General features: G+C 60.6%; 19 protein-coding genes. 11 read left to right on the forward strand and 8 right to left on the reverse strand.

Annotation, left to right across the window (positions count from 1 at the left end; genetic code table 11):
• The 3 genes from Q1A07_RS20210 to Q1A07_RS20220 are packed head-to-tail and all read left to right on the forward strand — an operon-like array spanning position 1 to position 2,872.
• The gene (locus Q1A07_RS20210; protein WP_299783996.1) at positions 1 to 840 is read left to right on the forward strand and encodes a carbohydrate ABC transporter permease; all 840 of its coding nucleotides are present in this window, start codon (positions 1 to 3) and stop codon (positions 838 to 840) included.
• On the forward strand, positions 837 to 1,865 hold the full coding sequence (locus tag Q1A07_RS20215; RefSeq protein WP_299783998.1) for a Gfo/Idh/MocA family oxidoreductase: 1,029 nt from the start codon (positions 837 to 839) through the stop codon (positions 1,863 to 1,865). The genes Q1A07_RS20210 and Q1A07_RS20215 overlap by 4 nt, the downstream gene beginning before the upstream one ends.
• On the forward strand, positions 1,862 to 2,872 hold the full coding sequence (locus Q1A07_RS20220; protein ID WP_299784000.1) for an ABC transporter ATP-binding protein: 1,011 nt from the start codon (positions 1,862 to 1,864) through the stop codon (positions 2,870 to 2,872). Before Q1A07_RS20215 ends, Q1A07_RS20220 begins: the two co-directional genes overlap by 4 nt.
• A gap of 196 nt (positions 2,873 to 3,068) precedes the next feature.
• Here the strand turns inward: Q1A07_RS20220 and Q1A07_RS20225 are convergent, their stop codons facing one another.
• Positions 3,069 to 3,827: an SDR family oxidoreductase gene (locus tag Q1A07_RS20225; protein WP_299784002.1), complete on the reverse strand. Its 759-nt coding sequence runs from the start codon at positions 3,825 to 3,827 to the stop codon at positions 3,069 to 3,071.
• Positions 3,828 to 3,936: 109 nt separating this feature from the next.
• Between Q1A07_RS20225 and Q1A07_RS20230 the strand changes: the two genes are divergently transcribed.
• From Q1A07_RS20230 to Q1A07_RS20265, 8 genes are all read left to right on the forward strand, one after another.
• Positions 3,937 to 4,968 carry an L-idonate 5-dehydrogenase gene (locus Q1A07_RS20230; RefSeq protein ID WP_299784004.1) on the forward strand — a complete coding sequence of 344 codons (1,032 nt, stop codon included), beginning with the start codon at positions 3,937 to 3,939 and terminating at the stop codon, positions 4,966 to 4,968.
• 64 nt (positions 4,969 to 5,032) lie between these two features.
• Complete coding sequence (locus Q1A07_RS20235; RefSeq protein ID WP_299784006.1) at positions 5,033 to 5,929, forward strand: SMP-30/gluconolactonase/LRE family protein; 897 nt, start codon at positions 5,033 to 5,035, stop codon at positions 5,927 to 5,929.
• Positions 5,926 to 7,323, forward strand: a complete 1,398-nt coding sequence (gene gndA / locus Q1A07_RS20240) for an NADP-dependent phosphogluconate dehydrogenase (protein ID WP_299784008.1) — start codon at positions 5,926 to 5,928, stop codon at positions 7,321 to 7,323. Before Q1A07_RS20235 ends, gndA begins: the two co-directional genes overlap by 4 nt.
• A 66-nt stretch (positions 7,324 to 7,389) precedes the next feature.
• Positions 7,390 to 8,028, forward strand: coding sequence for a paraquat-inducible protein A (locus Q1A07_RS20245; RefSeq protein WP_299784010.1), 639 nt, complete (start codon positions 7,390 to 7,392; stop codon positions 8,026 to 8,028).
• A complete protein-coding gene (locus tag Q1A07_RS20250; protein WP_299784012.1) occupies positions 7,995 to 8,642 on the forward strand; it encodes a paraquat-inducible protein A in 648 nt (215 codons plus the stop codon). Before Q1A07_RS20245 ends, Q1A07_RS20250 begins: the two co-directional genes overlap by 34 nt.
• The gene (locus Q1A07_RS20255; protein WP_299784013.1) at positions 8,639 to 10,723 is read left to right on the forward strand and encodes an MlaD family protein; all 2,085 of its coding nucleotides are present in this window, start codon (positions 8,639 to 8,641) and stop codon (positions 10,721 to 10,723) included. Before Q1A07_RS20250 ends, Q1A07_RS20255 begins: the two co-directional genes overlap by 4 nt.
• 8 nt (positions 10,724 to 10,731) lie before the next feature.
• Positions 10,732 to 11,292, forward strand: coding sequence for an ABC-type transport auxiliary lipoprotein family protein (locus tag Q1A07_RS20260; protein ID WP_299784015.1), 561 nt, complete (start codon positions 10,732 to 10,734; stop codon positions 11,290 to 11,292).
• A 52-nt stretch (positions 11,293 to 11,344) separates the two neighbouring features.
• Positions 11,345 to 12,064: an MBL fold metallo-hydrolase gene (locus Q1A07_RS20265; protein WP_299784017.1), complete on the forward strand. Its 720-nt coding sequence runs from the start codon at positions 11,345 to 11,347 to the stop codon at positions 12,062 to 12,064.
• Positions 12,065 to 12,077: 13 nt separating this feature from the next.
• Here Q1A07_RS20265 and Q1A07_RS20270 read toward each other — a convergent pair whose 3' ends face one another.
• From Q1A07_RS20270 to Q1A07_RS20300, 7 genes are read right to left on the reverse strand one after another with little or no spacing between them, the layout of a single operon-like run.
• Positions 12,078 to 13,319, reverse strand: a complete 1,242-nt coding sequence (locus Q1A07_RS20270; protein ID WP_299784019.1) for a flavin-dependent oxidoreductase — start codon at positions 13,317 to 13,319, stop codon at positions 12,078 to 12,080.
• The gene (locus Q1A07_RS20275) at positions 13,316 to 14,434 is read right to left on the reverse strand and encodes a CaiB/BaiF CoA-transferase family protein (protein WP_299784021.1); all 1,119 of its coding nucleotides are present in this window, start codon (positions 14,432 to 14,434) and stop codon (positions 13,316 to 13,318) included. The genes Q1A07_RS20270 and Q1A07_RS20275 overlap by 4 nt, the downstream gene beginning before the upstream one ends.
• A 9-nt stretch (positions 14,435 to 14,443) precedes the next feature.
• A complete protein-coding gene (locus tag Q1A07_RS20280; RefSeq protein WP_299784023.1) occupies positions 14,444 to 15,406 on the reverse strand; it encodes an oligopeptide/dipeptide ABC transporter ATP-binding protein in 963 nt (320 codons plus the stop codon).
• On the reverse strand, positions 15,406 to 16,383 hold the full coding sequence (locus tag Q1A07_RS20285) for an ABC transporter ATP-binding protein (protein WP_299784025.1): 978 nt from the start codon (positions 16,381 to 16,383) through the stop codon (positions 15,406 to 15,408). Before Q1A07_RS20285 ends, Q1A07_RS20280 begins: the two co-directional genes overlap by 1 nt.
• On the reverse strand, positions 16,380 to 16,730 hold the full coding sequence (locus tag Q1A07_RS20290; RefSeq protein WP_299784027.1) for a cupin domain-containing protein: 351 nt from the start codon (positions 16,728 to 16,730) through the stop codon (positions 16,380 to 16,382). Before Q1A07_RS20290 ends, Q1A07_RS20285 begins: the two co-directional genes overlap by 4 nt.
• Positions 16,730 to 17,686 carry an ABC transporter permease gene (locus tag Q1A07_RS20295; RefSeq protein WP_299784029.1) on the reverse strand — a complete coding sequence of 319 codons (957 nt, stop codon included), beginning with the start codon at positions 17,684 to 17,686 and terminating at the stop codon, positions 16,730 to 16,732. Before Q1A07_RS20295 ends, Q1A07_RS20290 begins: the two co-directional genes overlap by 1 nt.
• Positions 17,686 to 18,666, reverse strand: a complete 981-nt coding sequence (locus tag Q1A07_RS20300) for an ABC transporter permease (protein ID WP_299784031.1) — start codon at positions 18,664 to 18,666, stop codon at positions 17,686 to 17,688. The genes Q1A07_RS20295 and Q1A07_RS20300 overlap by 1 nt, the downstream gene beginning before the upstream one ends.
• Positions 18,667 to 18,702: the final 36 nt, after the last annotated feature.

Consider the following 18,702-nt stretch of genomic DNA (forward strand, 5'->3'; position numbering starts at 1 on the left):
ATGACCCAGATCCGACGCATCCCCGGCACCGCCATAGCGGCCCATGCCGTTCTGATCACCTACACGATCATCGCGCTGTTCCCGGTTTTCGTGATCCTGATCAACAGCTTCAAGACACGCCGCGCGATTTTTCGGGACCCGTTGGGCCTGCCGACTGAGGAGACGTTTTCGCTCATCGGCTATCAGACCGTGTTCAAGCAGGGGGATTTCTTTCTCTACTTCCAGAATTCCATGATTGTCACGGTGGTCTCTCTGACGCTCATCCTGCTTTTCGGGGCCATGGCGGCCTTTGCGCTGGCGGAATACCGGTTCAAGGGCAACACGCTGATGGGCCTCTATCTGGCGCTGGGGATCATGATCCCCATCCGGATCGGGACCGTGGCCATCCTGGAAATGATGGTATCGACCGGGCTGGTGAACACTCTTGTGGCGCTGATCCTTGTCTACACGGCGCAAGGCCTGCCGCTTGCGGTCTTCATTCTCAGCGAGTTCATGAAAGGGGTCTCGGACGATCTCAAGAACGCAGGTCGGATCGATGGGTTGTCGGAATATAAAATCTTCTTCCGCCTAGTCTTGCCGCTGGTCCGCCCCGCCATGGCAACCGTGGCGGTGTTCAACATGATTCCGATCTGGAATGACCTGTGGTTCCCGCTGATCCTCGCCCCGGCAGAAGAGGTGAAGACCCTGACGCTCGGCAGCCAAGTCTTTATCGGGCAATTCGTGACGGACTGGAACGCGGTATTGTCGGCGCTGTCGATGGCGATCCTGCCGGTGATGGTGCTCTACGTGATCTTCTCGCGCCAGCTCATCCGGGGCATCACATCGGGGGCGGTCAAATGAAGGTTCTCATCGCAGGATTGGGCAATATGGGCCGCAGCCACGCGTTGGCGCATGATGGTCTGGCGGGGACGGAGATTGTCGGCCTCGTGAACCGATCTGACGTCAGTTTGCCGGATGCGTTGCAAGCCTATCCGATCTATTCGGATTTCGGCAAAGCACTGACCGACACCCAACCCGATCTTGTCGTTATTGCGACCTACACGGACACACACGCGGATTATGCCATCCGGGCAATGGAAGCCGGGGCGCATGTCTTCGTGGAAAAGCCGCTGGCAATGACCGCCGAGGAGGCGCAGCGCGTGGTGGACACCGCGCATCGGCTGAACCGCAAGCTGGGTGTCGGCTACATCCTGCGGCACCATCCCAGCTGGGTGCGCCTGATCGCGGAAGCGCGCGGTCTTGGTGGGCCGTATGTGTTCCGGCTGAACCTAAACCAGCAATCGGACGGGCCGACCTGGGACACCCACAAGGCGCTGATGGAAACGACGTCGCCGCTGGTGGATTGTGGCGTGCATTACGTTGATGTGATGTGCCAGATCACCGATGCGCGTCCGGTGCGGGTGCAGGGTATCGGCCTGCGGCTGAGCGATGAAATCGCACCAGATATGTACAACTACGGGCAGCTTCAGGTCGTCTTCGATGACGGCTCCGTGGGATGGTACGAGGCGGGGTGGGGACCGATGATGTCGGAAACCGCGTTTTTTGTGAAAGACGTGGTCAGCCCGAACGGTGCGATTTCCATCACTGACGGCAACAAGGGGGCGTCGGATGACATTGACGGGCACACCAAGGTGGGAGGACTGCTGGTGCACCGCCCGGCGGGAGACACCCTGATCGATCTGCCCGACGAACCCGGCCATCAGGCCCTGTGTGACGCTGAACAGGCGTGGATCGTGAATGCGATCCGAAACGACATTGACCTGACACGCCATATGAATGACGCGGTGCAATCGCTCCGCATTTGCCTGGCTGCGGATGAAAGCATCCGAACCGGCAAACCCATCTATCTCGGAGACAGCACATGACAGCCTTGAAACTGGAAAACGTGAACAAGTTCTTTGGCTCGGTGCATGTGTTGAAAGACATCAACCTGACCGTCGAGGAGGGTGAATTTGTCGTCTTTGTCGGCCCGTCCGGATGTGGCAAATCCACCCTGCTGCGCGTGATCGCAGGACTGGAGGATGCGTCCTCTGGCACGGTCACCATCGGCGATGATGTCGTGAATACCGTGCCTCCCGCCAAGCGCGGCATCGCAATGGTCTTTCAATCCTACGCGCTCTATCCGCATCTGACGGTCAAGGACAACATGGGGCTGGGTCTCAAGCAGGAAGGCCAACCCAGGGCGGTGGTGGAAGAGCGAGTGTCCAAAGCCAGCAAGATGCTGGACCTCGAAGAATACGCCACACGCAGACCTGCGGAGCTCAGCGGCGGGCAGCGCCAGAGGGTGGCCATCGGTCGCTCGATCGTGCGCGATCCGAAACTGTTCCTGTTCGATGAACCGTTGTCCAATCTGGACGCCGCGCTGCGGATGAACACCCGCGTCGAGATTGCGGAGCTGCACCGCACGTTGTCGGCCTCCATGATCTACGTGACCCATGATCAGATCGAGGCAATGACGCTTGCCGACAGGATCGTGGTGCTGCGGGACGGGCGCGTCGAGCAGGTGGGCACCCCGATGGAGCTATACAACAATCCCGCAAATCGGTTTGTCGCCAGTTTCCTTGGGTCACCGTCGATGAATTTTCTTGAACGCTCCGTTCCGGGCGTGCCTGACGGGCAGACCATCGGCATCCGGCCGGAGCATCTTCGTCTTGCGCAATCGGGGCGGATCTCTGGCAGGGTTACTCATGTGGAGCGCCTGGGTGGCGATACTAATCTATTGGTGAATACTGATCAGGGCGAAACGGTCACCGTCCGGCTCTTCGGGCAGGACCCGACAGAAGTGGGCGATGTCGTCAGACTGGAGTTTGCAGCGGACGACGCGTTTTACTTTAACGAGGCGCAGGAACGGATTTTTGAGGCGGCGGCCTGACAGGGGTTCTCGAGAGCATTCCTGGAGAACTGCGGCGCTTGACGTTGTTACATGCCCGGAATGGTCTTTGGGCTGTACGCAAAAAACCAATAGCACTTTCTGGAGAAGTTGCGCTTGCAAACGGCGCCTAACTTCCCTGTCATACGTTACTCATAATATGAATTATGTAGAATTTATACTCATTGAAAGTTAAGCTTCAAAGAGATGCGGTGATCCCGCCGTCGATAAAAACAGTGGTCCCGTTCACAAAAGAAGATGCATCCGAAGCCAGAAAAATGCAGGTGCCCACAAGTTCTTCCACTTTGCCCCAGCGTCCTGCCGGGGTTCGTTTTTCAAGCCAGGCGGAGAACTCGGGATCGGCTACCAGCGCTGCGTTGAGTGGTGTGTCAAAGTAGCCCGGTGCCAGACCGTTGCACTGCAGCCCGTATTTCGCCCAATCCGTGGCCATGCCCTTGGTAAGATTGGCAACCGCACCTTTGGTCATCGTGTAAGGCGCAATGCCGGGCCGTGCGAGGGCCGTTTGTACCGAGGCGATATTGATGATCTTGCCGCGCCCGCGGTCGATCATGTGGCGAGCACAGGCCTGGCCGACGTGGAAGACGCTGGCGATATTGGTCTGCATCAGCCGTTCGAAGGCATCTGCAGGGAAGTCCTCCAGCGGCGTGCGGTGCTGCATTCCGGCGTTGTTCACCAGAATGTCGATGGCACCCCTATCCGCCTCGAACCCGTCCACGGCGATGCGCACGGCGTCATGATCGGTCGCGTCAAAGGGCAAGGTGCTGACAGATCCACCCAACTCGGCAGCGGCGGCATCGAGCTTGATGACATCACGCCCGTTGAGGACGATGTCAGCTCCGGCAGCCTGCAGGCCTTTTGCAAGAGCAAAACCGATACCCTGCGAAGAGCCCGTAATCAGGGCACGACGCCCGCTCAGGTCAAAAAGGTTCACGCTCATGGGGTCTCTCTTTATGCTCGACGTCAATTTCAAAGCTGTTTATGTTACCGGTAACGCACGAAGTCAAGCTAGGCTGCGAAGTGCGAGGTACTATTGTGGAGAGGGAAAGATGAAATCTCTGGTTATTCACGCCCCGCGCGATCTGCGGATCGAAGACGGACCTGACGAAACGCCCGGACCCGGTGAGGTTCAGATCGCCATTGCGGCGGGCGGGATTTGCGGATCTGACCTGCATTACTACCAGCATGGCGGGTTCGGCACGGTTCGCATCAAGGAGCCGATGATCCTGGGTCACGAGGTTTCCGGCCATATCACTGCCTTGGGGGCGGATGTGACAGGGTTGCGTGTTGGTCAGCTTGTGGCGGTCTCCCCCTCCCGGCCCTGCGGCTCTTGTAAGTATTGTCAGGAAGGCACGCACAACCACTGTCTGAACATGCGCTTCTATGGGTCCGCCATGCCGTTCCCTCATATTCAGGGCGCGTTCCGTCAGATCCTCGTCGCCAATCAGCGGCAGTGCGCGCCGGCCGATGGATTGACGGCCGGGGAAGCCGCGATGGCCGAGCCGCTGGCGGTGTGTCTGCACGGGGCGCGGCAGGCGGGCGAACTGTTGGGCAAACGGGTGTTGGTGACGGGATGCGGGCCAATCGGGCTGTTGTGCATTCTCGCTGCGCGGCGTGCCGGTGCGGCGGAGATCGTTGCAACGGATCTCACCGATTTCACCCTGAAAATGGCGGCGGAGAACGGGGCGGACCGGGTCATCAACGCGCAAAAGGAACCTGACGCATTGAAGTCATACGAGGCGGACAAGGGCACCTTCGACGTGCTTTTCGAATGCACGGGCGCGGCCCCTGCCCTGATCGGCGGTATCGCCGCGATGCGCCCGCGTGGCGTGATCGTGCAGCTTGGTTTGGGCGGGGACATGACCTTGCCGGTGCAGGCCATCACCGCAAAAGAACTGCGCCTGTGCGGTTCGTTCCGGTTCCACGAAGAGTTTTTCACTGGTGTGGAACTGATGCGCAAGGGCTTGATCAATGTGAAACCGCTGATCACACAGACGCTTGAGTTGACGGATGCCGTCAAAGCCTTTGAGCTGGCCAGCGACCGTACGCAGGCCATGAAAGCGCAGATCGCCTTTGCCTAGATCATCAGATCATGCAAACGCGCAGGTGAGACCGTCAACAGGACAACTTGGGGAGCAAGTAACAGTGTCATTCTTTGAAGTGCACGACCCGGCCTTTCGGCAATACGTTTTGGGCAACGCGCCGGTAAAACAACTGGCAACAGGGTTTGACTGGGTCGAAGGGCCGGTCTGGTTTGGGGACGCGGGCTGCCTGCTCTTCTCCGATATTCCCAACAATCGCATCCTGCGCTGGACGCCTGAAGGGGGGATCACAACCTACCGCGCGCCGTCGCATTACGCCAATGGTCATACGCGTGATAAACAAGGGCGGCTGATTTCCTGTGAACACGGCATGCGCCGCGTCACCCGGACCGAACTGGATGGGCGTATCACCGTGATCGCCGACAGCTACAACGGCAAGCCTTTGAATTCCCCGAACGATGTGATTGTAAAATCAGACGGCTCAATTTGGTTCAGCGATCCGCATTACGGGATCATGACGAATTACGAAGGGTTCGCCAGTGAACAGGAAAATCCCTGCGTCGTCTATCGGGCCGATCCTGACACCGGTGCGCTGGATGTCGTGGTGGAGGATATGAATTGCCCCAACGGGCTAGCCTTCTCGCCTGACGAAGCGCTTTTGTATGTGGCCGACACCGGCCGGATGTTCTTGGATGATGCACAGCACATTCGGGTTTACGATGTGAGTGATGACGGGGTCGCAAACGGGCGGCATTTCCACACGATTGATCCGGGTGCCGCTGACGGCATTCGCGTCGATACGGATGGCAACCTGTGGTCCTCGGCTGCTGATGGGGTGCATTGCATCGCGCCGGACGGTCGGCTTCTCGGCAAGATCTTCGTGCCAGAACTGGTGTCTAACATCTGCTTTGGCGGTCGGGCGAAACATCAGCTTTACATCACCGCGACGACAAGCGTCTATCGTGTCACCTTGAACCGTGCCGGAGTACAGTTTCCATGAGCAGTGAGATCGGCCTGATTGGCCTTGGGACGATGGGATCGGCGCTGGCGCTGAACATCGCCGAGAAGGGTTTTGACATCGCGGTCTGGAACCGTACGTCACAAGTCACGCAGGATTTCCATGCAGAGGCGGGGGAACTTGCCCCCCGGATCACACCCACCGAAACACTGGAAGACTTCGTTGCCGCCCTGGCGACGCCGCGCGCGATCATCCTGATGGTGCCTGCGGGCGAGATTGTGGACGCGCAGATCGCGGGGCTGCGCCCCTTGCTGGACGCAGATGACCTGATCATCGACGCGGGGAATGCGAATTTCCACGATACCAACCGACGGATGCGGAATGCCTTCGGGCCGTTCCTCGGCGTTGGTGTGTCCGGCGGCGAGGAAGGCGCGCGCCATGGCCCCTCGATCATGGGCGGCGGCAAGCGCGAGGACTGGGACCGTGTGGCCCATATTCTGGAGGCCATCAGCGCCAAATACGAGGGCACGCCCTGTGCCACCTGGATGGGTGAGGAAGGCGCCGGCCACTTTGTTAAGGCTGTGCACAATGGCATCGAATATGCCGATATGCAGATGATTGCCGAAACCTACGGCGTGCTGCGCGATGGCATGGGCTATGATGCGCCTGCTGTTGGCAAGGTCTTTGATCGCTGGAACGACGGCCCCCTCCGGTCCTATCTGGTGGAGATTTCCGGCAAGGTGGCGGGCACAATGGATTCGGCTACAGGTGGTCCGCTTCTGGACGTGATCGTGGATGCAGCAGGCCAGAAAGGCACCGGGCGCTGGACCGTGATCGAGGCGCAGCATCTTGCCGCCCCAATCCCTGCAATCGAGGCTGCCGTGGTTGCCCGCAACCTGTCCTCACGGCGGGACATGCGCGCATCCGGCGAGGCGCTTTTCGGCACGGCCCCCAAGGCAATGGCCGAAGGAACGGTCAGTGAGGACGCGCTGGAACAGGCGCTGATCTGCGGCAAAATCCTTTGTTACGCCCAAGGCTTTACCATGATCTCCGCCGCGTCAGAGGCCTTCGGCTGGAAGCTGCCCCTGCCCGACATCGCTCGCGTTTGGCGTGAAGGATGTATCATCCGGTCGGACATGCTGAACGATATGGCGGACGCGCTGACGGATAATCCCTCTCAAAACCTGATGTTTGCGCCCTATTTCGCGGATCAGCTGACGCAAACCCATGATGCGCTGCGTCAGGTCGTGGCCCAGGCCGCCCTGCACGGCATCGCGGCCCCCGCGCTTGGATCAGGTCTGGCCTATTTTGACGCGATGCGCACCGCGCGCGGAACGGCGAACATGATCCAGGGCCAGCGCGATTTCTTTGGTCTGCACGGCTTTGCGCGGCTGGATGACGGCAGCACGGATCAGCATGGGCCATGGTCGGGGTGACACCACAGCTGGCAGGGCGTATTTGCGCCATATGTCATTGTTTGAAAAAGCGTGTAAATTCAGGTCATGACCGCCCCTGCCGCGCCGATTCCCCGGAATGATTTGATTGTCTGCCCGCATTGCGACGCAGCCTACACGCTTGCCCGTCCAGGTCATGGCGAGCGGGCCGTGTGCCACCGGTGCCATACCGTTCTGATCATGCCCCGCCGCAAGGCAGGCCTGCAGATCATCGCGCTCTCCGTGGCGATTGTGATCCTGATCACGGCGGCTGCGATCTTTCCGTTCCTGTCGATTGCCGTCGCGGGCGCGCATAATTCGGTGTCGATCCTTGATGCAGCGCTTGCCTTCAGCGATGGTCCGCTTGTTGTGCTGTCATTAGCAACGGCTGCGTTGATTATCTTCGTGCCCTTGGCACGTGTGCTGCTGTCTCTCTACGTGCTGGTGCCGATTGTCATGGACCGGCCCCCTGCCCCACAGGCGGCACAGGCTTTCCGCCTCGCCGAGGCGCTGCGACCCTGGTCCATGGCGGAAATTTTTGCCATCGGCTGTGCGGTGGCTCTGGTCAAGGTCAGCGATCTGGCCGATGTAAGCTTTGGACCGGCTTTCTGGATGTTCGCCATTCTGGTCGTGCTTGTGGTGGTTCAGGATAATTTCTTGTGCAGGTGGTCGGTATGGAACGCGCTGAGCAAACCCGCGAAGTCATAAGCGCCCGCGATCTGGGGGTCGTCGCCTGTACCCGATGTCTTCAGGTCTGGCCGCAGGGCGTGCAGACCTGTGCGCGGTGCGGGCACAAACTGGTGCAGCGCGATTTGAAAAGTCTGCAACGGGTCTGGGCGCTGTGGATTATCGGGTTCATGTGCTACATCCCCGCCAACATATACCCGATGCTGCGTACCCGCACGCTGTTTTACGTGCAGGAGGACACCATCGTCGGGGGTGCCATCGAATTGATGCACCACGGCAGCATCGGCGTCGCCGCGATCATTCTGATTGCCAGCGTGGTCATCCCGCTGGCCAAGTTCATGGCGATTGCTTTCCTCGCAATTTCCGTCACGCGGCCCTCGACCGTTTCGCAAAACCAGCGCCAGCTGCTCTACGAAGTGGTCGAGTACATTGGGCGGTGGTCGATGATTGATATCTTTGTCGTTGCGATCCTGTCGTCCCTGGTGCAACTCAAGGTTCTGGTCGCCATCAATCCCGGTCTCGCCAGCCTTTTTTTTGCGCTCTCTGTCATTTTCACTATGCTCTCGGCACAGGCGTTTGACAGCCGCATGATCTGGGATGCGCAGCAGCAGGGCAAAGGACAAAAACAAGAATGAATGATGCACCTGCCCCCGTGCCGATTGATCCCGCACGCGAGAGTTTTCTGGGCCGCGCTTCCATCGTCTGGGTCATTCCGCTGATCGCCCTGGTCATCGCCTTGGCCGTTGCCTGGCAGTCCTACAATGACCGGGGACCTTTGATTGCTGTGCAGTTCGAGAATGGAGCAGGTATCGCTTCCGGTCAGACGGAATTGAGGTTTCGCGACGTGACGGTCGGCGTTGTGGAAACCATGAGCTTTGCCGAAGGTCTGGACGGAGTGATCGCCCAAATCCGGCTCGAAAAGGAAATCGCAGAGTTTGTTGATGCCGGCGCGTCCTTCTGGGTTGTCCGGCCCGAGCTGTCGGTGCAGGGCGTCTCAGGTCTCGACACGGTCTTGAGCGGCATTTTCATCGAAGGATCGTGGGATAGCGAAGTGGGCCCGACACGGACCCAGTTCAAGGGTCTTGAAACCGCGCCGCTCTTTCAACCCGGCAAGGATGGGTTGCAGCTTGCCCTGCGCACCACACCTGGCGGATCGCTGACCGACAATGCGCCCATCCTTTTTCGGGGTATCGAAGTCGGTCGCGTTGGCCCGGCGCGGATTTCCCGGGAGGGTAGTTTCGCCATTGCCGAGGCTATCATTTATGAACCACACGGTCGATTGATCACCCGCGCCACGCGGTTTTGGGACACCTCCGGGTTCAGCGTCTCGCTGGGACCGGCCGGGGCGGAGGTGGACTTCTCCTCCATTGCGTCACTGGTCGGTGGCGGACTAACCTTCGATACATTTGTCTCGGGCGGCGGGCGTGTCTCGGATGGCACCGTGTTCGAGGTCTACCCGGATCAGATCAGTGCGCGCAACAGCGTGTTCAATGCCTCCGAGACCGAACTGCTCGAACTGCGGGTCATCTTTGACGAGAATATCTCCGGTCTGGCCATCGGTGCGCCGGTGGAGTGGAGCGGTCTGCGTATCGGTTCTGTTGAAAGCCTGTCAGGCATCGTGGATGCGGATGCCTTCGGGGACAACCGGGTGCGTCTGGATGTGGTGATCGGTATACAGCCGGCACGGTTGGGGCTACAGGGAGAGATCAACCCGGAGCGTGCTCTTGATTTTCTAAGTACCCGTGTAGGTGAAGGTCTGCGGGCCCGTCTTGCCACGGGCAGCCTGCTCACCGGCGGCCTCAAGGTGGAACTGGTCGAGGTGGAAGAGCCCGAGCCCGCCGCGATCATCGTGTCGCCTGACGAAATCGCCACGCTGCCGTCGACGGACAGCGAAATATCCGATGCTACGGCCACGGTTGAGGGCGTGTTCACACGTATCAACAGCCTGCCGATCGAAGAGCTGCTGAACAGCGCGATCGGGTTCATGCAAAGTGCCGAGGCGTTTGTGTCCAGTGAGGCCCTGCGCGAAACGCCGCAGGAGGTGCGCGCGCTGCTGGGGGACATGCGCGGGATTGTCGCCTCGGAAGATGTGCAGAACATCCCAGTGACGCTCAATGCAGCCCTGAGCAGAATTGAGGCGATCCTTGCCCAGATCGAAGAAGGTCAGGCTGTGGAGCGCGTCGTGGCGGCCATTGACGCCGCGACTGAAGCGGCGGGATCGGTCAATGCCTCCGTCGCGGGCGTGCCGGAATTGATCGACAATCTGAGCAGCGTGGCGGCGAAAGCGGAAGCAATGCCGCTGGAGGAACTGACTGAACAGCTGACCGAACTTCTTGGTTCTGCGGATGCTATCCTCAGTACATCCGCCGCGCAGGATTTGCCGGCGTCGCTCGGCGCGGCGCTGGACGAACTCAATGCAACGCTGGCCGAATTGCGCGAAGGTGGGGCCGTGCGCAATGTGAATGCCACCCTGTCGTCTGCCCGCGAGGCCGCGGATGCGGTTGCCTTGTCGAGCAGGGACTTGCCCGCGCTTGTTGAACGGATCACGGAAGTCTTTGATCAGGCCAGTCGCACCATCGAAGGATACAACAAAGGCGATGTCATCAGCCGTGATGCACAGGCCGCGCTGCGCGATATCTCTCAGGCTGCCGATGCGCTCACCTCGCTTGCACGGCTGCTGGAGCGCAATCCCAGCGCATTGATCAGGGGACGATGAACATGAAGATGAAACGACCAATTTGGGCCCTTTGTGTCCTTGGCGTCCTTGCGGCCTGCGGGGCTGCCCCCGACAGATACATCGTTCCAAGCCCCGAGGCGGCGGATCGTCAACGCATTGCGTTCCGCGCGGTGGAAATCCGCGAGATCTCATTGCCTGCATATGCCGCCTCGGATGAGATTTCGCTGCAGGGTCTGGATGGACGGGTGACGAGCGACGGAGCTGTTCTCTGGGCAGATACGCCGGAGCGAGCCGTGGCCCTCGAACTTGCCCGGCACCTTGCGCGTCTGAGCGGCGCGCGCGTGGCCTCGGCACCCTGGCCATTCGAGAGTTTTCCGGATGCGCGGCTGGAACTGCGCTTTGAAAGCCTTGTTGCCAATGATGCGGGGCAGTTTGTGGCAACCGGCCAATACTTCGTCGCGGTCACTGACGGCAGGCGCGAACGGTCCGGAGTGTTCGATCTGGCGGTCGCCTTTGATCCGGCGGGCGGTCCCCAGGCCATTGCCGCCGCACGGGGACAGATCATCCTCGATCTTGCACGTTTTGTGGCAGTCAATGGATTGCGGTGACCCATCCGCGCGAAAACCTATTCACGGTCTTCTGAAAGGCCGACCACTGCGCATGGCGATATTGGACTACGGTCTGTTTCAAGTGCACGCCAATGGACGCATCATCGGGATTTGCGGGTATCTCATTCAGACGGATGCGGATGAGACTGTGCTGATCGACACCGGTTTTCCGGCGAAATATGCAGATGATGCCGAGACCGCGAGCATCGAGGATGATCTGACCGGTTTTGGCCGCGTTCTGTCGATCACGTCTGACAATCTTGCGCCTGAACAAGTGGCGTTAACGGGCATTGATCCCGCCGACATCACGCTGATGGTCCAGAGCCATACGCATATTGATCACATCGGTTTTCTGCACGGTTTTCCGGGGGTGCCTCTTGTCATCGCCGCAGCGGAACGGGCGCTGCCCCGCCCGCTCTACTGGTCCGGCAAGCACGCGATGGAGTGGCCAGAGCGGGACTACATCGAATTGAGCGGTGATACGGAAATCGGGCCGCGGTTTCACGCCTATCTGGTGCCCGGCCACACGCCCGGGCAACTGGCTTTTCTGGTTGAGTTACCAAGGACCGGGCCAGTTCTGCTGATGTCTGACGCCATCAGCCGCCCGGCAGAAATCGACGAGGGTTTTGAAGGCGCCTGGGACGCGGAGCGTGCCATAGAAAGTGGGGCGCGGCTGATGCGGATTGCCGAAGAGACCGAGGCAATGGTGATCTTTGGCCACTGCCCAGTGCAATGGCCTGGCTTGAAAAAGGCGCCGGAGTGGTACGACTAGGCGACCAGCAGGATCAGACCGGACCGATCAGCGGCGGTTGCGCATTCAATGCGGCCACATCAAACCCGGCCAGCGATTTGTATTTGGCAGAATGTGCAGCAAGCTCGGCGCGCGGGACCACTGTTTCGATATCGTCAAACTCTCCGCCGCACCGGTCCTCTACCAGCTGCAGGATGGCGTCCGGCCCAGTGCCCCGATTGGCCAATGTGACACCTGTGGTGCGGGGGCGTATCGCAGCCTCATAGGCAAGGAGCGCGTTTTCAGTTGTGCCATGGTCCTTGAAACAGGCCCCCAAGGTGCGGGCGTCGATGATCGCCTGGCTCGCGCCGTTGGAGCCGACAGGATAGGTCGGATGCGCGGCGTCACCCATCAGGGTGACCGGCCCCGTTGTCCAATTCTCGACCGGGTCACGGTCCACCATAGGGTATTCATACACCGCTTCGGCCCCTCTGATGAGAGCGGGCACATCAAGCCAATCAAAACGCCACCCTTCGAAAGCCGGCAGAAAATCGGCGAGATCAGCCTGCCGGTTCCAGTCTTCCTTGCGCCAACCCTGCGCCGGGTCAGTTCGCAGCTCTGCAATCCAGTTGATCGTTGCCTGACCGGTACCGGGGTCTGGCGGCGTGATCGGGTAAGCGACGAAGCGCTGGCTGTCATGGCCCGCCAAGATCATATCGGCACCGCCCAGAAAGGGAGCTGCTTGCGTCGTGCCACGCCAGAGTATCGCCCCGCCCCAGATCGGAGGGCCTTCGTCTGCGTACATCTGGTGCCGGATTGCGGAGTGAATGCCGTCTGCGGCGATGATCGGCGAGGCTTCTACGTCAAGTGGCCCGTCAGTCGTTTCCATGTGCAGCCGCGCTGCCGAAAAGCCAGTAGCGCGGTGACCGGTCACAACACAATCCGCCCCTGCGCGCGCGACAAGCGTGTCATAAAGGAGCATCTGCAGGTGACCCCGGTGCACCGAGAACTGCGGCCAATGGTACCCGGCGGCGGTGCCCCTTGGCTCGGTCCAGATCTCGCGACCGGTTTTGCTGTAAAACCCGAGGTTTTGCGTGGCGACACCAATCTGCGCGAGATCATCTTCCAACCCCAGATCGATCAGTTCCCGCACCGCATTGGGCTGCAGGTTGATCCCGACACCCATAGGTTTGAGGCGCCGCACGGCCTCGTAAATCCGAAAGGGCACGCCGATCTGGTGCAGCGTCAGTCCCAGGGTGAGGCCGGCAATGCCCGCTCCGGCAATCACGACGGTCATGTCAGCACGCCCTCTTCCCGCATCCGGGCGCGTGCTTTTGCGTCGTACCCGAGGGCGTCAAGTATTTCATCGGTGTCACCACCCACGGCACGCGGGCTTGTTGGTCTGATGGCCTGTGTTCTGCTGAAACGAGGGGCGGGACTGGCCTGTGTGACGCCGTCTTCCTGATAAAATACGTCCCGCGCGGTGTTTTGGGGATGTGATGCTGCCTCGGAGAAATCCAGAACCGGTGCGGCGCAAGCATCGCTGCCCTCAAGGAGTGCCATCCATTCATCGCGCGACTTGCGTCTGAAAACGTCGGCAAAGGTGGCGCTTTGCGCGGGCCAATGCGCCGTATCGTTCTGCGCAATCCCTTCCGGAATGGGCAGCCCTGCCTTGGCCACGAGTTCGGCAAAGAACTGCGGCTCCAGCGCGCCAACTGAGATGTATTTACCATCAGCACAAACATAGCACCGATAGAATGGTGCCGCGCCATCCAGCCAGTTCACCCCTCGTTCTTGTTGCCATGTGCCCCGCGCCAGCATCCCATGCAACAATCCCATCATTGCAGGCACGCCATCGACCATGGCGGCGTCGACAACCTGCCCTTTACCGGACACGCCACGCTCGAAAACGGCGGACAGAATGCCTATAAGCAGGAACATCGTGCCGCCGCCGAAATCCGCCACCAGATTGAGCGGCGGCACCGGCGGGTGATCCGCAGGACCAATGGCATGCAGCGCACCCGTCATCGCGAGATAGTTGATATCGTGCCCGGCGGTTTCCGCCCATGGTCCGGTTTGTCCCCAGCCCGTCATACGTCCATAGATGAGCCTCTCTGGACAGTCTGCGGGCCCAAGACCAAGCCGTTCCATCACGCCGGGCCGAAATCCTTCGATCAGGACATCCGCCCGGCTCAGAAGGGCCTTGGCAACCGCCAGGCCGTCCTTGGACTTGAGGTTCAGCGCCACACTGCGTTTGCCCCGGCGGTTGATATCGGTGGGATCTGCTTGGGCGGCTTTCCGGTCAATCGTGATGACATCCGCACCGAGGTCGGCCAGCAACTGGCCTGCCAGAGGCGCAGGACCAAGCCCTGAGAATTCGATGACCTGCAAGCTTGCCAGCGGGCCCGTCATGGCACTACGTCACTCCGCCATGTGGCAGGCCACCCGCGCGCCGCGTATCTCGCGCATTTCGGGGCGTTTCTGGCTGCAGATCTCCGCGGCAAGGGGGCATCGCGGATGATAGGCACAGCCTGTCGGCGGGTTGATCGGATCCGGGATTTCGCCTGTTGGCGGTGGGACATCCCGGCCAAAACTGTCGAGCTGTGGAGCCGCCGCCAGAAGCATCTGGCTGTAGGGGTGTTTCGGGTCGTCAAACAGCGCATCCGGGTCCGCCTCTTCGACCAGACGGCCCAGATAAAGCACGCCGATCCGGTCGGCCATGTGCTGAACCACGGTCAGATCGTGACTGATGAAAAGATAGGTCAGACCGAATGTGTCCTTCAGATCGCTCATCAGGTTCAGCACCTGCGCCTGAACGGAGACATCCAGCGCCGAGGTCGGCTCGTCACAGACGATCAGCTTGGGCTCGGAGGCAAGGGCCCGAGCAATACAGATACGCTGGCGCTGACCCCCGGAAAACTCATGCGGGAACTTGCCAGCATCCCGCGCGGACAAGCCCACTTGCTCCAGCAGGCGCTCGGCCATGCCATCGGTGTCCCCGCCCCGCGCCGCCACGGGTTCCACGATGATATCGCGCACCCGCCAGCGCGGATTGAGCGAGGCAAAGGGGTCCTGGAAAATCATCTGGATGTCCCGCCGTACGGCATCGATTTTCGCGGCATCACTTTCGCGCGCGAGGTCGATACCGCGGATTTCGACCGCGCCAGAGCTAGGCCCAAGCAGCCCTACCAGCATCTTGCCAATGGTCGACTTGCCTGATCCGCTTTCGCCAACCAATGCGTAAACGCTGCGCTCGGCAATCTCAAAACTGACGTCCGACACGGCCGTCAGATATGATTTCTCCCGCCGCTCCACCACACGGTTCAGCCAGGGTTTTGAGACGTCAAAGATGCGTGTCAGATTATGAATATCGACAAGTGCCATCAGGCCACTGCCTCCCGCGTCATGGGAAAGAGACAAGCCGCGCGGCCCGCACCATCTTCGATCCGGGGACCGGGAGAGACGCGGCAGGCGTCCTGTACATACGGGCACCGCGGATGAAAGGCGCAGCCTTCAGGAAGCGCATCCAAACGCGGCATCGCACCTGGGATCTGGTGCAAACGATCCTTGCCGCGCGAGGCCAGCGGGGTCGAGCCCATCAGACCATCGGTATAGGGATGATGCGGCGCGGTCAGCACGTCGCGGACCGGCCCAAGTTCCGCCAACTGCCCGGCATACATGACGGCCACCCGGTCTGCGGCTTCGGCGATGACGCCCATGTCATGGGTGATCAGCATGACGGCAGTGCCCCGTTCACGGCAGAGCTTTTTCAACAGCGCGATGATCTGCGCCTGAACGGAGACATCCAGCGCCGTCGTCGGTTCGTCCGCGATGATGAGGGAAGGTTCGGCGCAGAGCGCAAGGGCGATCACAACCCGCTGACGCATGCCGCCGGAGAACTCATGCGGGTAGCTGCCCACACGTTCTGCGGCACCGGGAATGCCCACTTCCTCCAGTGCTGCAACCGCGCGTCTGTCGGCCTCGCTGCGAGAGATGTCGAGATGCGCAAGCATGGTCTCGGTCAGTTGGTCGCCGATCCTGAGCAGCGGGTTGAGCGAGGTCAGCGGGTCCTGAAACACCATGCCGATTTCCTTGCCCCTGAGGCGCCGCATCGCGTCGCCTTCCAGGTGGTCGATCCGCGCGCCGTTCACATGGATCTCGCCCTGCGCGATATGCGCGGGCGGGCTCAAGAGCCCGATCACCGCATTCCCTGCCATCGACTTGCCCGCCCCGCTCTCGCCCACCACGCCGAGGATCTCGCCGGCGGCGATGTCATAGCTCACCCCGCTCACCGGCCGCAGGATGCCGTGCCGTGTGGGGATCTCGACGGTGAGGTCGCGTATGGAGAGGATGGGGGTCACTGAACCTGCCTGTCGTTGGTGGTCGGCGGGGCGGAGATCACCAGAAAACGGACCTCAGCCGCGCCTTCGTTGCGGACCTGGTGGGGTGCGGGCGGGACGATGGGCAATGCGTCGCCGGGACCAAGCACGTGCACATCCTCCTCGACCTCGATGGTCAACTGCCCTGTCAGGACGTAGAAGAGCTGGAGCGCGTGCCGGTGAAAATGCCGTTCTTCACTGGTGCCGGGCGGCATGCGTTCCTCAATCACCGACAGCTCCGCCGTGTCGAGCAGCCGCCAGCCGTCGCAGCCCGCACCCCACGGGTAATAGGGCGCCCGGGTTCGGTTCGTGACCTTCGGGTCGATCATCACCGCAGCCTCGGGTTCAGGGCGTCGCGGAGCCAGTCGCCGAGCAGGTTCACGCTGAGCGCGAGCGCCAGCAGGGTTACGGCGGGGAAGAGCAGAATCCACCACTCACCCGAGAAGAGGAAGCCTTGACCGATGCGAATGAGCGTGCCCAGCGACGGTTGTGTCGGCGGCGCCCCTACCCCGAGAAAACTCAAGGTCGCCTCGGCGATGATCGCCAGCGCCAGCGAGATAGTGGCAATGACCAGCACGGGAGACAGCACATTGGGCAGGATGTGCCGCAGCATGATTGCACCCGACCCGCGCCCGATCAGCCGCGCGGCCTGCACGTATTCCTTGTTCTTCTCCACCAGTGTGGCCCCCCGGACAACGCGGGCAAATTGCACCCAGTCGCTGAGACCGATTGCAATGATCAGCACCCAGATCGCCATCTGGTCACGGTATTCCACCGGGGTGATGCCCTTGGCGATGCCGAAAATGAGCATCGCCACAAGGATCGCGGGGAACGTCAGCTGAACGTCGGCAACCCGCATGATGATCGTTTCGGTCCAGCCGCCCAGATACCCCGCCACAAGGCCGAGGGTGACGCCAAGCACCATGGCAAAGAGCACCGCCGCCGCGCCGACAAAGAGCGAAATGCGCATGCCGTAGAGGATGGTGGAAAACACGTCGCGGCCCTGATCATCCGTTCCCAGCCAGAAGGTGTCTCCGGTAAAGGCATTGGGCTCCATCGGTTTCGAGAACCCGTTCATCAGGTTCAGCGACGCCGGATCAAACGGGTTATAGGGAGCGATCAGCGGTGCAAAGACCGCACAGAGTACCATGACCAGGACAACGGTTGCAGAGACAATGGCAACGGGAGACTTCTTGAATTGATAGGCAAAGTCGCTTTCCAGCGCGAGGCGGAAGCGCGAGCGTTCGGCGGCCTGTACAGTGGGTTCAAGGGAGGTCTCGGACATCAGTGGGCCGCCGTTCTATCGACGCGCAGACGCGGATCGATTGCAAAGTAAAGCAGATCAACGATCAGGTTGATGGCCACGAACATCACCGAGATCAGCATCAGGTAGGCGGCCATGACCGGGATATCCACGAACTGAATGGCGTTGATAAACAAGAGGCCAACACCCGGCCATTGAAAGACCGTCTCGGTGATGATGGCAAAGGCGATGATGGAGCCCAGCTGCAACCCGGTGACCGTGATCACCGGCACCAGCGTGTTCTTGAGCGCGTGACGGAAATTGACCGCGCGGTCGCGCAACCCCCGGGCGCGGGCAAAGCGGATGTAGTCTTGTCGCAGGACTTCCAGCATTTCGGACCGAACCAGCCGCATGATCAGCGTCATCTGGTAAAGCCCAAGCGTGATCGAGGGCAGGATCAGCGCCTTTAGCCCGCTTTCCGTCAGAAACCCGGTCGACCAACCACCGATCATCACCGTGTCGCCCCGGCCAAAACTGGGCAACCAGCCAAGTTCCACGGAAAACAGGTAGATCAGGAGAATCCCGATCAGGAAGGTTGGCAGCGAGACACCGATCAGCGAGACGGACATGATCGCATTGGCGGTAAACCCGTTGCGCCGGATGGCGGTAAAGACGCCGAGCGCGATGCCGATACTGATCGCGAGAAACCCGGAGACAGCGGCAAGCTCAAGCGTGGCCGGTGCGCGTTCTATCAGGATGTCGGATACCGGGCGGCCTTGCCGGTAGCTGACGCCGAAATTGCCCTGCGCAGCACCTTGCAGGAATTTAAAATACTGTACCGCAAATGGTTGATCCAGCCCCAACTGGCTGCGCAAACGCTCGATATCCGCCTGCGTGCGTTCCTGCCCCAGCATGTTGTCTACGGGGTCGCCAACGAAACGGAACATGGAAAACGCCACCAATCCGACCACAAGCAGCACGAGAATGGACTGAAGCACACGGCGGATGACGAAAGCGAGCATATGTCTTTTTGTTGCCTGTCTTGGGTGGGGTCAAGC

The organism is uncultured Roseobacter sp. (genome assembly GCF_947492555.1).
In the GTDB taxonomy this organism is placed as follows: domain Bacteria; phylum Pseudomonadota; class Alphaproteobacteria; order Rhodobacterales; family Rhodobacteraceae; genus Roseobacter.